Raw genomic sequence first — 14,817 nt, forward strand, 5'->3', positions numbered from 1 at the left:
GTTGGTGATCGCCCGGAAGGTGTAGACGCCCGCGGGGCCGATGTGGATCGTGCCGGTCCACCGGACGCTGTAACCGGTGCTGCTGACGCCCGCCGCCGGCGAGGCCTTCCCCCAGTTGAAGTCGACGGCGTCGTCGTAGCGGGTGACGGGCGTGCCGGTCCAATTCGTGGAGTTGTAGTAGCTCCCGACGGCGCCGCCGAACCCGGAGTCGATGTACGGGTTGGGGCCGACGGAGCCGGTGTAGGTCTCGGTCGTGGCCCCGGCGATCGAGCCGGGGGTGCTGGCGCCGTTGTCGTTGGAGCCGACGATCAGGCGGCCGCCGCCGCCGGCCTGCGAGCCGGCCCCGCCGGCACCGCCCTGCGCGGAGACGCTGGCGCCGGAGGCGGTGACCACCGAGCCGTAGAGTTCGACGGTCCCGCCGGCCCCGCCGGCACCCGAACCGCCGGCCCCGCCGCTCCCGCCGGCCCCGCCGGCCCCGCCGCTCCCGCCGCTGCCCCCCGAGCCGCCGGTGCCGCCCACGATGGAGCCACCGGTCGAGTTCGTCCTGGACTGGCCGCTCGCCCCGGCGGCCCCGGCCTGGCCGCTCGCCCCGGCCGCTGCGGCGCCGGCCGCGGCCCCCGCGGCACCGCCGGTCCCGCTGCCGCCCTGGGCGAGGAAGCTCGATCCGCCGGCGACGATCACGTTGCCGCCGGCCATGATGGCGATGGCCCCGGCGCCGGCCCCGCCGGCCCCGCCGGACCCGCCCGCGCCGCCGCTGCCGCCGGTGCCCCCCGTGCCGCCGGCCCCGCCGTTCCCGCCGGCCCCGCCGTTCGACGACCAGGTCGTCCCCGCGAACGTCTCCGAGACGCCCCCGCCGCCGCCGCCGCCGCCGCCGCCGCTCCCGCTGCCGCCGCCGCCGCCGCCGCCGCCGGCCCCGCCGCCGCCGCCGGAGCCGCCGGCCCCGCCGCCGCTGAGGAGCAGGCCCGTCGACGAGTTCGATCCCGCCGTGCCCGCCGTCCCCGGGTCGCCGCCGTTGGCCGCGGCGCCCGTCGAGCCGCCGTTGCCGTTGGAGCCGGAGCCGCCGCTACCCCCGTGGATGTTCTGGAGGACGTTGGCCGTGCCGCCCCCGCCCGGGATGCCGCCGGAGACCGAGTTCCCCTGCGACCCGCCGCCGCCGGGCTGGCCCCCCACGCCGGCCGTGCCGCCCGTGCCGCCGCCCGAGGCGTTGTTCACGGCCGAGGTGTCGCCCGAACCGGCCGCGCCCGACGAGCCGTAGGCCCCCGCGCTGCCTCCCTGCCCGCTCCCCACGTTGCCGGGCGTGCCGTCGTTGCCGAAGTTCCTGCCGGCGGTCCCCCCGGCCCCTCCGGCGCCGCCGGTGCCCGTCCCGCCCGCGCCGCCGCTCCCGACGGCCGTCGAACCCGCCCCGCCGGCCGTCCCCAGGCCGCCGCCGGCGCCGGCGGTCGTCCCGACCGCCGAGACGTTGAAGGTGACATTCGCCCCGATATTGACGTCGTTGGCCGCGGACAGCGCCAGGGCGCTGCGGCCCGTCGCCGTCACGGTCGAGTTGCCGGGGATGACCAGGTCGCCCTGGAAGCGGAAGTACGAGATCCCCTCGGCCGTGTAGGCCATGTAGGGCGTCCCGTTGAACGTCCCCCGCGACACGCCGATGGACGCCGGCACGTAGTCCGTCTCCGTCATCGCCAGGATCTGGACGCTCGCGTTGCTGGGCAGCGTGACGCTCACCACGGTCTTGGAGGGGTCGAGCTTCAGGCTGTAGTAGTACACGTTGATCGTGCTGACGACCTTCGTCCCGTCATACCTGTCCCGGTAGGCCATGCCGACGGTGACTTCGCCGGAGTAGTTCTGCGGCGTGGCCCAATCGCTGATGCTCTGGGTGTAGGTCTGGGTGGAGCCGTCGCTGTAGCGGACCGTGAACGTCTGGCCCGCCTGATTGCCGTTGACCGCGGCCGCGAGGATGTCCAGCGAGGCGGCCTGGCCCGCGTTCAGGGCGATCGTCTGGCCGGCGGCGGCCACCACGTTGCTCCCGGCCGTCCCGAATTTGAACGGGAGCGAGTTGGGGAGGACGAGGCTCGAGAGCAGGTTGGCGGAATACGCGTTGCCGCCGTTGTCCAGGCCGCCCGTGGAGGAGAAGGTGCTGCCGTCGGTGACGATGCCCGTCCGGTTGAAGCTGCCCGCCAGATCGACCTCGCCCTGGGCCGTCGTCGCCGGCGGCGAGACGAGGGTCATCGCCACGACCTCGACGTTGCCGTTGGTCGGCAGGGTGATGCTCTGCACGGTCTTGGCCGGGTTCAGGGCCAGGCTGTGGCCGTACAGGTAGGCCGCCTGGGATCTCTGCGTCCCGTCGGCGTTGAGCTGGTACGACATCGCCAGGGCGGTCGACTCGCCGGAGTAGTTCTGGGGCGTGAGCCGATAGCTGATGCTCTCGGTGAAGACCTGGGTCGTCCCGTCGGTGTAGCGGACGGTGAAGACCTGATTGGGCTGGTTCGTGCCGGACGCGGTGACGAGGAAGTTCAGGGCCGAGAACTGCCCCGTGGGCAGGGTGACCGTCTGGCCGGCGGCCGAGATCACGTTGTTCTGGTTGGCGGCCCCCAGGGCGAAGGGCGAGTTGTTCCAGGTCCTCGATGCGCCGATCAGGTTCGCGGAGAGGGCCACGCCGTTGCCGTTGATGCCCTCGGTCGACCCGAAGGTGCTGCCGTTGGCGACCAGCCCCATCCGGTTGTAGGAGCTCGACAGGTCCACCTCGGCCGGGGCGTCGTACGTGGACCGGGCCACCGTCGAGATCGCCAGGATCATCACCTTGCTGTTGTTGGGCAGGGTGATGCTCTTGACGACCCGGGTCGGATCCGTCGAGAGGCTGTAGCCGTAGAGGTTGAAGGTCCGGTTGTCCCTGGTCCCGGCGGCGAGGTCGCGGTACGGCATGGAGACGGCGACCGACTCGCCGGCGTAGCTGCCGGGCGTGAGCCAGTCGCTGAAGCTCTGCGTGAAGGTCTGGGTCGTCCCGTCCGTGTAGGTCACAACCAGGGCCTGATTCTGCTGGTTGCCGTTGATCGCGGTCCCGAGGATCCGGATCGCGGAGGTCTGGAGCTGCGGCAGGCTGATGGCCTGACCGCTCGCCATGACCACGTCGCCCGAGCCGGCGGCGCCGATGAAGAAGGGCGTGTCGCTCCAGGTCACGCTCGACCCCAGGAGGTTGCCGGAATAGGCCGTGCCCCCGCCGTCGAGCCCGCCGGTGGACGAGAACGTGGCACCGTCCCTGTAGATGCCCGTCCGGTTGTAGGCGGTGGAGAGGTTGGCGACGAGCGGGTAGCTGGTGCTGACCGTCAGCGTGTCGGTGTTGAACTGGACGGACATGCCGTTCGTCGCCCGGACCCCCGGGGCCGTGGGCGCCGAGACCTCCGGGGTGGCCGCCACCATCGGTATGCCGGTGACGATGCCGTCGAGCCGGAGCGAGGCGGGCGCCGTGAACTTCACCTGGGAGACGGCCCAGAACGTGCTCGGGAACTGGATCGTCGTGAATCCGCCCGTGGCCGGCACGGTGTAGGTGAAGGTGGCCGTCTGCGTGCTGTGGAGGATCGGGGCCGTGAAGGTGACCGTCTGGGGGGCCGACCCGGTGTTGGCCAGGTTGAGCTGGTAGAGGGCCAGCCCGGCGTTGGCGGTCGTGATCGTTAGCGTGTCGCCCGCGGCGGCCGCGAGCGACGGGCTGATCGTGTTGTCGAGGGTGAGTTTGCCGGTCGTCGTCACGCTCACGCCCGACTCGGTGTACGTGCCGCCGGTCGTGGACTGGCTGATCAATCCGTCGAAGTTGACGGCCTGCCCGGGGTCATAGTAGGACGAATCCACCGAGCCCGCGATCAGGACGACCTTGCCGGTCCGGACGGCGACGTCGCTGGTGTCCAGGGTGGCATCCACGGAGCTGGCGGTCTCCGCGACGGTCAGCCCGTTGCTCCCCGAGCCGCCCTTGACCTGGACCTGGCTGGCGCCGTCCAGCGAGACGATCGCCCGGCCGTTCCCGGAGAGCGTCCCGTCGGCGGCCACCCAGGCGACGGCCCCCGCATAGCCGGTGTCGTCCACGATCAGGTTGGCGACGTTGGCGACGTGCAGGTAGCTCGCGAGGTTGGCGAACTGCGAGTTCGCCGGATCCTTGCCCGAGAGGTTGACGGCGACGGTGTTCGTCCCGCCGTGCCCGTCGATCGTGGTCGACGCGCCGAGCCGGGTGACGTTGACCGTGTCGTTGCCGGCCCCGCCGGAGATCACCAGCGCCATGCCCGGGTCGGCGAGGCCGATGTTCAGGGTGCTGCTCACGTCGCCGAGGTTGAGGTCGGCCTCGGCGAGGCCGGACAGGTTGAACGTGGACGTGATCGCCGGCCCGAACCCGCCGAGCTGGGACGTGCCGGCCGAGCCGCTCAGGGTCGCGGTGATTGCCTGGCTCGACTGGGCCCCGTTGAAGACGACCCGGTTCCCGCGGGAGGCCGAGCCGCCCTGGATGGTCGCCTGCGAGGCCGAGGCGCCGTCGACCCGGATGACGTCGGACGTGCCGGCGTTGACGGTCAGCGACGACCCGGAGCCGGAGACCGTCCCCTCGATGTTCAGGGTGTTCCCGAGCCCGCCCAGGTTGATCGACTCCGTCCGGATCCCGGTGAAGGAGATCGAGCCGGCATTCCCGAGGCCGGCCACGGAGCCGGCGTCCAGGACGATGTTGGAGCGGGGGCTGACGTCGTTCGCGTCGTCGATGATCAGGGCGTTCGCGCCGGCCCCCCCGACGATCGTCAGCGGGGCGAGGATCTGGTCGAGGCGGGCGGCCGAGCCCGCGGGGTCCGCCGAGCTCGACGCCAGGGCCGTCGTGGGGAATCCGCCGACGTTGACCGTGACGTTGCCGGTGCCGGTCTGGAGCGTCGTGGGCACCGACGTGCCGTGCACGAAGACCGTGTCGTTGCCCCCCCCGCCGACGAGGCTCAGGCCGGCGACCTGGCCGAAGTCCAGCCACAGCTTCGTGCCGGCCACCTCGCCCACGAACCCGGGCATGGCCGAGACGTTGCGGACCAGCAGGGTGCGGGCCGCCGTGGTCGATTCGGTCACCGTGATCCGGTCCGAGGCGTTGCCGCCCTGGTCGATCAGGACCCTCGCGGTCGTGTCCGCGTCCACCGAGAACGTGTTCGTGCCCCCCAGGCCCAGCAGCGACAGCGACGCGAACCCGCCGTAGCTGACGGGTGTCCCGTTGAGCCTCACCTGGGACGGGGCGACCGTGAAGGAGTCCGACGATGAGGTGCCGTCGACCTGGAGGGTGTCCCCGGCCCCGGCCCCGGTGGCGGTCGTGGGGGACGTCGGGATGACGTGGAGGACGACCTGGTCGCCGTTGCCGTTGACCCGGAACAAAGTCGAGCTGCCGCCGATCGTGGCGCTGGTGGTGATCGCGGCGCCGCCGACCTTGCTGGTGTCACCCGTCACGGTGATCGCGCCGGCCGCGGAGACCACGCTGCCGGGCTGGAGGGTGAGGTTGTCCGCGGATTGCAGGGCGACGCCGCCGGTCGTGCTCACGACCCGGACGCCGGCCTGGACGGTCAGCGCCGACCCGGCCGGGTTGCCCATCGACGTGCTGAGGGCCAGGTCCCCGGCGGCCTGGACGTTGCCCGCCACGGAGAGGGGGCCGGAGGTCGAGACCGACGCCGACGTGCCGGCGCCGACCCCGGGCAGGCTGCCGAACCCGCCGAGGGTCAGGGCGCCCGCGTTGGACACGTTGATCAGCCCGGTGCTGGAGGAGAATTCGGCCTGCGGGGTCGAGGTCCGGAGCGGGGCGCCGGCCGCCCCGATGGCGACCCCCGCCGCGAGCACCGTGCGGGGCGACGTGATGTTGGGCAGGGCCGTCCCGAGGTCCAGGATGCTGCCGGCCGAGGTGAAGTAGGCCTCCGTGCCCGCCGTGACCACGCCCAGGTTCAGGTTGCCGGCCACCTGATTGACGTAGATCCCCTGCCCGGCATTGGCGTCCAGCGGCGCGGGCTTCAGCAGGGACGAGCTGATGGACAGCGGTCGGGAGGTCGTGCCGATCGTCCCCTGGGTGGATCCGAGGGTGATCGCGTTGCCGGACACGGCGGCGCCCTGGCCCGAGCCCACGTCGAGGATCGAGCCTCCGCTCGTCCTCAGGACGACGTTCCCGGCCGACGAAGCGACGGTCGCGACCCGGAGGTCACCGGCGGACGTCAGGGTGATGTCGCCCGTCGCCTTGACGTTCAGCGAGCTCGCCGCGGGCGTCGTCACGCCGGCCGTGAAGCCGACGGGCCGCAACGAACCGGCCTGCACCCCGATCGCCCCGCCGGCCGCGAGGATCGAATCCACGAAGAAGCTGCTGGGCGTCGAGACGGGCGTCGCGCCGCTCTCGTCGGAGCCGTCCCGGATGAGCACGTCGAACTGGGCCGCGGACCAGTCCCCGCCGCCGACCGTGAGCGGGCCTCCGCCCTTGGAGACGCCCTGCAGGCTGAGGTGGACGACCCCGGCCGCGTGGAGGGTCGAGACCGAGGGGGTGCCGGCGCCGTCCAGCAGCCGGGCGGAGAGCCGCCGCGTCGAGGATCCGACGTTGCCCCGCGCGCTGATCAACTGCAGGTCGCGCGTGTCGATCCGCTGGCCCGCGCCGCCGGAGAGGATGTTGCCCGAGCCGGTCGCCAGGTTCTGGATGATGGTCGTCCCCGCCGGGTTGTTGATGAATCCGTCGAGCACGACGTCGCCGCCGGCGCCGAGGATGGTCAACGTCGGGTTGGCCACCTGGCTCCCGTAGACCGGCGTGTACGTCCACGAACCCTGCGGGCTGACGCTCGGCGTGGGGGGCGACGAGGTGTTGAGCATCGACACGTCGCCGACCCGGAGGCTGTAGTTGGGGTTCCTGTTGACCAGGCTGACGGACGCGAACCCGGCGTCGTAGGTGATCGTCGAGTGCCCCGTGACCGACTGGTTCTGGGCCGACGCGGCCAGGCTGATCGCGCTGCTGCCGTTGGTGCTCGCGACGCTGTCGACGACGACCGTGTTGTTGCTGATGTGGTATGTCACGCCGGACTGCTGGAGGACCTGCCCGGTCGGCCCGATCTCGAGGACGGGCGACGGGCCGAAGATCGTCACGTCGGCGTTGAAGTCCACGAGGCCGGACTGGGACTGCGTGCCGTGGTGATTCGAGGAGCCCGTGTCGATGACGGCGCCGCTGCTCGAGGTCCTGCTCTCGACGTTGCCGGCCGGCGAGGAGGCGCTGACCGCCAGCCGGGACGTCCTGATCGCCGATCCCGAGGCGGCCCGGATCCGGGCCGCCGCGTTCAGGGTGTTGGTCGAGTCGACGTCGGTCTCGCCGCCCAGGGCGTAGGTGGTCGCCGAGGGCTGGGCCGAGGCCGTCAGCCCGCTCCCCGTGGACGCGTTCAGGTTGACCTGGTCGTAGCCGACGAGGGTCGCGCCAGAGGCGATGTCCACCAGGGCCGTCAGCGTCGGGTTCACGGCCGAGGACGAGGAGTTGGTGACGCCGACGCCCTTGAAGGTCGAGTCGCTGGACGACGTGAGGAAGTAGGGCCCGGACGACGGGACGCCGGCGACCAGGTTCACCTGGCGGCCGGTAAGCGACGCCCCCGCCCCGACCGTGACGGTCGGGGTCGACGTGACGGTCGTCGTGGCGGTCGCGCTCATCGGGGCCCCCAGGCCGTCCGCCTCGGCCTTGGCGTCCGTCGAGGAGGTCGAGGACGTGAGCGCCCGCACCGTCAGCACGCCGGAGGACGTGAGGCTCGACGTCAGCGTGTCGTCGCCGATGCCGACGTAGACCTTGTTCGTGACGGTCGTGGTGGCTCGCGACGAGGCCCCGCCGACCACGCCCTGGAAGGTGGCGCTGCTGGTCGCGTCGGCCCCGGTCTGGTCGTCCTGCGCGGTGATGGTGACGTTGTTGCCGCCGATCGTGGCGTCGTCGGCGAGGTCGACGTGGACCGCGGTGTTGACCGTCGTGTTGGCCCTCGCGCCGTCGTTGCCGAAGGCCGCGCCCGTGTTCCCCGTCATCTTGGACCGGATCGAGCGCGTCTCGTAGGCGGTGATCGAGACGTCCTGCCCCGCCGTGATCGAGGTCCCGCCCTGGAGCTGCACGCTCGTGTCGGTGTCGCTGATGTTGGCGCTGGCGCTCGTCGACGCCGTGCCGGCGATGATGCCGCTGCTGCCCGGGCTGGCATAGGCGTAGATGTAGGGCGAATTCCCGGCGACGTTGTTCAGGTTGCGTTCGGCCCCCACGGTCACCTTGCCGATCGTGGCGGCCAGGGTGGCCCCGGCCTGCACCTGCGTCAGGACGTCTCCGTTGTCGCCCGCGGTGGCCTTGGCGCCGCCGACCCCGACGGCCCCGTACGTGTCGCCGGTCACGGTCGAATAGCTGTAGACGCTCCGGTTGGCGTCGATGGCGAGGTTCCCGGCCGTCGTCTTCAGCGAGGCGTTGGTGCCGATGATCGTCGACGCCGATCCCCTCACCTCCGCGTCGGTCGTGGCCCCGTTGCCCGAGAGGACGCCGCCGGTGGTCGCGGTGGCGGACGACTTGGCGTACTCGAGGGCGGACGAGGTGACCTGGAGGTCGCCGGCGCTCTGGAGCTTGGCGTCGGAGCCGACCTGGGCCAGCGTCTGCCCCCTGGTCGTCGCCGAGCCGAAGGTCACGCCGACGCCGACGCCGTAGACGCTGAACCCCGTGGCGATCGAATCGGCCTCCTTGTCGGCCCCGGCGGAGACGGTGATCGAGCCGCCGGCGGACTGCGTGGCGGTCGTGCCGTCGGCGATGTAGCTGTTGGCGTTGCCCGACGCCACCGCGTGGCTGAAGGCCCCCTGCCCCCCGAGCAGCCCGCCGCCGGGCGCCTGGGCCCGGCTCTCGGCGGTGTTCTTCAGCGTCGTGATGATGCTGAGGTTGCCGCCGGCGGCCACGTTGGCCCCGGACCCGAGGTAGCTCGAGCTGGTGGCGATCGTCGCGTTGCCGTCGGTGCTGTCGGCTCCCGAGACGGCATCCGCCTCGAAGTTGCCCCAGCCGACGACGTTGGCCGTGACGCCGTTGCCGTGGGCGAAGGCGTCGTTCGTCACGGTGGAGGTGACGGAGACGTCGCCGGTCGTCGTCACCTTGCCATCGAGGAACGTGTTCGCCACGCCCTTCGCGGTGGCCGTGACCTGGTTGGACAAGGCCGTGGCGGCCCCGCCCCCCGACGCGTTCCCGAAGGCGTAGGCCGTGTCGTTGCTCGTGCCCGAGATCGACAGCTTGCCCTGCACGGAGAGGGTCGCCCGGCCGACGTACGCCGTGACCTGCGGCGCGACCGTCGCGGTGGCCACGCTCACCCCGACCGCGAGCCCGGCGCCGACCGTGACGCCGAGGGCATCGCTCTCGGCGGCCTTCGTGCTCGCGTTCGGCGTCTGGGCGGTCGCGGAGACCGAGACGTCGCCGCCGGTCGTCAGGACGACGCCGTCGCCGATGGTCGCCTTGACCGTCGGGTCCACGGTGGAGTGGGACAGGTTCCCGCTCACGGCGAACGCGCCGCCGGTGCCGCCGTAGGCCTTGGAGAGAGCCTTGTCCGTGGACGTGGACGTGACCGAGGCGCCGCGGGTCAGGGTGATGGCGGTCGCCTGGCCGCTCGGGGCGACGCCGTCCCGGGCGCCAATATAGGCCTCGACGTCCATGTCGACCTCCGTGGTGGAGTTGATCCCCCCGCCGGTGATGAGCCCGGCGACCACGCCGATCCCCTGCGCCTGGACGTTGCCGTTGCTCGCCCCGGCCTGCACCGTCAGCGCGCCGGCGGAGACGGTGACCCCCTCCGCCACGTGGGCGTCGGTCGCCCCGTGCTGCTTCGCGGTCGCCAGCAGGACGCCGATGCCCAGGACGCCGCCCGCCCCGCCGTCGCTCTCGGCCTTCACGGTCGCGGACGACTGGGCCGCGACGCTCAGGTCGCCGTAGGTGCCGGCCGTCTGCTGGCCCCAGCCGTGGGTGTCGATGTTCGAGCCGGCGCCGACGGAGGCGGTGGTCGTCGTGGTGTTGGTCGAGGAGGCGTTGGCCCCCGCGCCGGCGGCGCCGATGGAGATCGACAGCGCCGTCGAGACGGCCAGGGCGGTCAGGCTGTCGGTCGACGTGGCCTTCACGTCGATCCCCTGCCCTCGCGTGGCCACCGTCGCGTGGTCGATGGAGGCGGCGACCCTGTCCGCGAGCGTATTGGTCGCGATCGAGGTGCCGACCGAGGCGCCGAACTTGGCCGCCGTGACGGCGCCGCTGCCGACCTTCGCCGTCAGCGTGGGCGAATCGGCCGCGAGGACCTGGACCTTGCCGCCCGCGGCGTGGACCGTCGCCCCGTTGTCGATGAAGGCCCCGATCGTGTTGCCGATCGTGTTGGTGACGAAGGCCCCCGCGACCGCCGCGGCGCCGACCCCCAGCGATGCCGCCACGGCCACCCCCAGGGCGCTGATCGACGAGGTCGACGCCGCCGAGACCACGACCCCGCCCGAGGACGTCACCGTCGTCGAGTCGGTCCCGACCCCGGCGCCGGGGATCTGGCCGATGTACGCCTCGACGACGTTGGCGATGGTGTTCGTGGCCCGGATCACCCCGACGGCCAGGCCGCCGCCGGTCCCCACCCCGACGGCCAGGCTGCCGGCGCCGCTCTTGGCGGTGATGCTCGACCGGTCGATCGCCGACAGGTAGACGGCGTTGCTGCCCGTCGCCGCGGAGGTGACCTGGCTCCCGTTGCGGATGCCGGCCTCGACGTCGTAGTGGATGTTGTTCACGGCCCCGGCGCCCGAACCCGCCGCGGCCGCGGACGTGGCCGCGAAGCTGGCCGCCACGGCGACGCCCCAGGCCATGCTGTTGATCGTCGGGATCGACGTCGCATTGAGCGTGACGTTGCCGGCCGCCGTCACCGTCGAGCTGTCGATCAGGGCGACGACCTGATTGGGATTCGAGGCGCCGCCGAGCGTGTTCGACGCGGTGCCGGCCCCGATCCCGGCGCTCAGGCCCAGGACCGAGCCGCCCGCGGCGGAGATCGAGGCGCCGCCGCCATCCGCCGTGATGGTCGACGTGTCCTGCGCGAACAGGTTCACCTCGCCCGCATTGCGGGTGGTCACGGTGCTCCCGCTGATCAGGGCCCGGATGTCGCCGTCGATCGTGTTGTACGAGCCGGCTCCGGCGCCTCCCAGGGCGATGGCGTTGTCCTCGCCGCCGACCGCGTTGAGGTTGCCGGCCACCGTGATCGCCGTGATCCTCGCGGTCGACGTCGCGTTCAGGGCCAGGCCGCCGTCGGCGCCGACCGTCGAATCCTCGACCGTCGCCGAGACGGTGTCGCGGATCGTGTTGACGGCCACCGACACCCCGACGCTGGCCGACAGCCCGTTGGAGCTCCCGATGAACGAGAACGCGGCGGCCCCCGATCCCGACTGGATCGCGGAGTTGTCCGTGGCAAACACCGTCACCGAGCCCCTGTGCCCGGTGGTGATGCTGCTGCCGCCGGTGACCGAGGCCTCGACGTCCTGGTAGATCGAGTTCCCCGAGCCCGAGCCGGCCCCGACCAGGGCCAGCCCCCCGGTCGACCCGCCGCCGAGGCTCCCCGCCACGCCCGCCGCATACGCCGCGATCTGCCTGGTCCCGGACTTGCCCGCCGAGGTGGTCAGGATCACGCCACCGTCCGACGTGACGGTCGAGTGGTCGATGTTGGCGATCACCTGGTTGGAGTGCGTGCTGTCGCCGATCGTGTTGGTCGCGATCGCCGCCCCCAGCACGAGGGACTGCGTCCGGTCGGGATTCAGGCTGACGCCCAGCGAGATGCCGCCAGCGTCCGCCATGATGCTCGAATTGTCGACGGCGCTCAGGCTCACCGCCTGGCCGTTCGCCGTCGTGACGGTGCTGCCGTCCTCGATCAGGGCCCGCGTCGACTGGTAGATGGAGTTCCCCGAGCCCGCCCCCGCCCCCGAGAGGGCGAACCCGCCCGTGGAGCTGGAGCTGACGCTGAACGCGCCCGAGACGGTGTAGGCGTGGATCTTGGGCGCGGAGGAGGCACTCAGGGCGACACCGCCGGCGGACGCGACGGTCGAGTGGTCGATGGCGGCGAGGACCGTATTGGGCCGGCCCGCGCCGCCGATGTTGTTCATGGCCGCCGAGAGCCCGACCGCCACCGCGGTGTTGGAGCCCGAGCCGGCGGCCACCTCCAGCGAGACCACCCCGGCCACCGCGTAGATGGTCGAGGTGTCCTCGGCGGTCAGGCTGACCGCGCCCCCGTGGCCGCTGCTGACCTTCAGGGCGTGGCCGCCGGCGTCCGTCCCGATGCAATCGGTGATCGTCGCCTCGGTCGTCTGGTCGATGCTGTTCCCCGAGCCGGAGCCGGCGCCGGCCCACGAGAACCCGCCGGTCGTGGTGTTGAGGGCCGCGGCGACGCCGATGGTGATGGACGTGATCGTCCCCTTCGAGGTCGCCGAGAGGGTCACCGCGCCGTCGGAGAGCACGGCGGAGGCGTCGATGTTGGCCGCGACGGTCGACGAGATCGAGTTGACCGCGGCCGCGGCCCCGTTGGTCACCGTCGCGCCGCCGTTGGCCCCGAAGGTCCCCGCCAGGGCCAGCCCGCCGCCGTCGGCCTTGATCGTGGCCGTGCTGGTCGCGGAGAGGCTCACGGCCCCGGAGTTGGCGGTGCTGACCTGGCTATCGCCCTCGATCAGCGCCTCGGTCGTGCTCGCGACGTAGTTCCCCGAGCCGGCGCCGGCGCCGTTGAGGCCCACCCCCCCCTGGGTCGAGACGCTCCCGGTCCCGGCCATGGTGACCGCCAGGATGTCCGGGCTCGAGCTCGCCGTCAGGGTGAGGGCGCCGCCGGAATTCACCGTCGAGCCGCCCTCGATCGCGGCCGTGACGGAATTGGGCGACGCCGAGGTCCCCATGGTGTTGACCGCCAGCGACAGGCCGACGGCCGCGGTGACGCTGGGGTTGCTCCCCTTGTTGATCCCGACTGCCAGGGCCCCCGACCCCGCGACGATGGTCGACGTGTCGGTCGCGGAGAGCGAGATGCCATTGTTGTCGGGCGTGCTGCCGCTGGCGGGCTTCCCGGATGTGACCGAGCTGGCGTGGCTCACGCCGTCGGCATCCGGGCCATCCTTGATGAGGGCCTCGGTGGTGGAGGAGATCGTGTTGCTCGAGGCCGAGCCCACGCCCGTGAAGGAGAACGAGCTCGCCGAGCCGCCGGTGAGCGAGCCGGCGAGGCCCGCGGCGTAGGCGTCGATCTCTTCGGTGGAGGTGGCGGAGAGCGAGACGGCTCCGGCGGCGACGACCGTGGAGCCCTCGACGTTCGCCCGGACCGTGCTGCCGATCGTGTTGAGCGCCGCGGCGGCCCCGTTGGTCACGGTCCCCGAGCTCGTGGTGCCGCCGGTGGCCGTCAGGGTCAGGCCGCTGGCGTCGGCGAGGATGTACGGCGTGTTCTTCGCCGACAGGGAGACGTCGCCCGAGTTGCTCGTGCTGACGGAGCTGTTGCCGTCGATCAGCGCCTCCACGGCGTACTCGATGGTGTTGCCCGAGCCCGCGCCGGCGCCGTTGAGACCGAGGCCGCCGCTGGTCGACGTCGATTCGGTGCCGGCGAAGGTGATCGCGATGATGGAAGGGTCCGAGGTCGCCTTCAGGCTGACGTCGCCTCCCGAGTTGACCGTCGCCCCCCCCTCGATCGCGGCCTTGACGACATTCGGATGGCTCGCGGTGCCGATGTCGTTGATGGCGGCCGACAGGCCGACCGCCGAGGCGACGGTGATCTGGCCCCCGCCGACGGCCCCCAGCACGTCGGCGCCCGAGATCGCCTGGACCAGGGACGTATCCTCCGCGGTGAGCGAGACGCCCTCGTCGGCGAGCGAGCCGCCGTCGGCCGACCGCCCGGAGGTGACCGAGCTGGCGTGCCTGGTGCCGTTGGGATCGAGGCCATCCTCGATCACCGCCTCGGTCGTCGACTGGATGGTGTTGTGCGACCCCGAGCCGGCGCCGGCGAGCGCGGCGCCGATGTTCGTCCTGGTCGAGACGGCCGCCCCGGCCATGCCCATGGCGTCGGCGTGGATCTCCGCGTCGGTCGTCGCGGCGAGCGAGACGGCGCCGGCGGCGGTGACCGTCGAGCCCTCGATGTTCGCCCGGACCGTGCTCTCGATCGTGTTGATCGCCACGGCCGCCGCGTTGGTCAGGTTGGCGCCGCCGTTGGCGCCGCCGGATCCGGCGAGGGAGAGGTCGTTGCCGAAGGCGAGGACGTAGGGCGTGCTCGCGGCCGAAAGCGTAACGTCGCCGCCGTTGCCGGTGCTGACGGAGCTGCCGCCGTCGATCAGCGCCTCGGTGTCGTAGTGCATCTCATTGCCCGAGCCTCCTCCCGCGCCGTTGAGCCCCGGCCCGCTGTTGTCGGAGAAGGTGCCCGTGCCGGCCAGGGTGATCGCCGTGATGCTCGGGTCGGAGCTGGCGGAGATGCTCACGGCCCCGCCCGCATCGACGATCGAGCCCCCCTCGATCGCGGCGGTCGCCCGATTGGGCGAGCCGGACGAGCCCATCTCGTTGACGGCGATGGAGAGGCCCACCGCGGCCCTGGTGCTCGGGTTGCCACCGTAATTGGCCCCGACGGCGAGGGCGCCGGAGCCGGCGGAGATGGTGGCCTTGTCGGTCGCCGTGAGGGTGACCCCCTGGTCGTCGAGCGCGGAGCCGCTGGCGGGCACGCCGGAGGTGACGGAGCTGGCGTGGCGGACGCCGTCGACGTCCGGGCCGTCGCCGATGAGGGCCTCGGTGGAGGAGGAGATCGTGTTGCTGGAGGCGGAGCCCACGCCGGCGAGCGAGAAGCTCATGGCGCTGCCGCCGCTGAGGGA

1 protein-coding gene (running past one end of the window) is annotated in these 14,817 nt (G+C 72.4%); it reads right to left on the reverse strand.

Features of this window, described 5'->3' with window-relative positions:
• On the reverse strand, window positions 1-14,796 hold the 5' portion of the coding sequence (locus tag G6O54_RS27695) for a beta-sandwich domain-containing protein (protein WP_165230739.1). Its footprint begins 12,825 nt before the window's first position; the window shows 14,796 of its 27,621 coding nt (coding positions 1-14,796); it begins with the start codon at window positions 14,794-14,796; its stop codon lies beyond the left edge, outside the window.
• Window positions 14,797-14,817: the final 21 nt, after the last annotated feature.

Origin of the sequence: Aquisphaera insulae, assembly GCF_011064615.1 — a bacterium.
GTDB lineage: Bacteria > Planctomycetota > Planctomycetia > Isosphaerales > Isosphaeraceae > Aquisphaera > Aquisphaera insulae.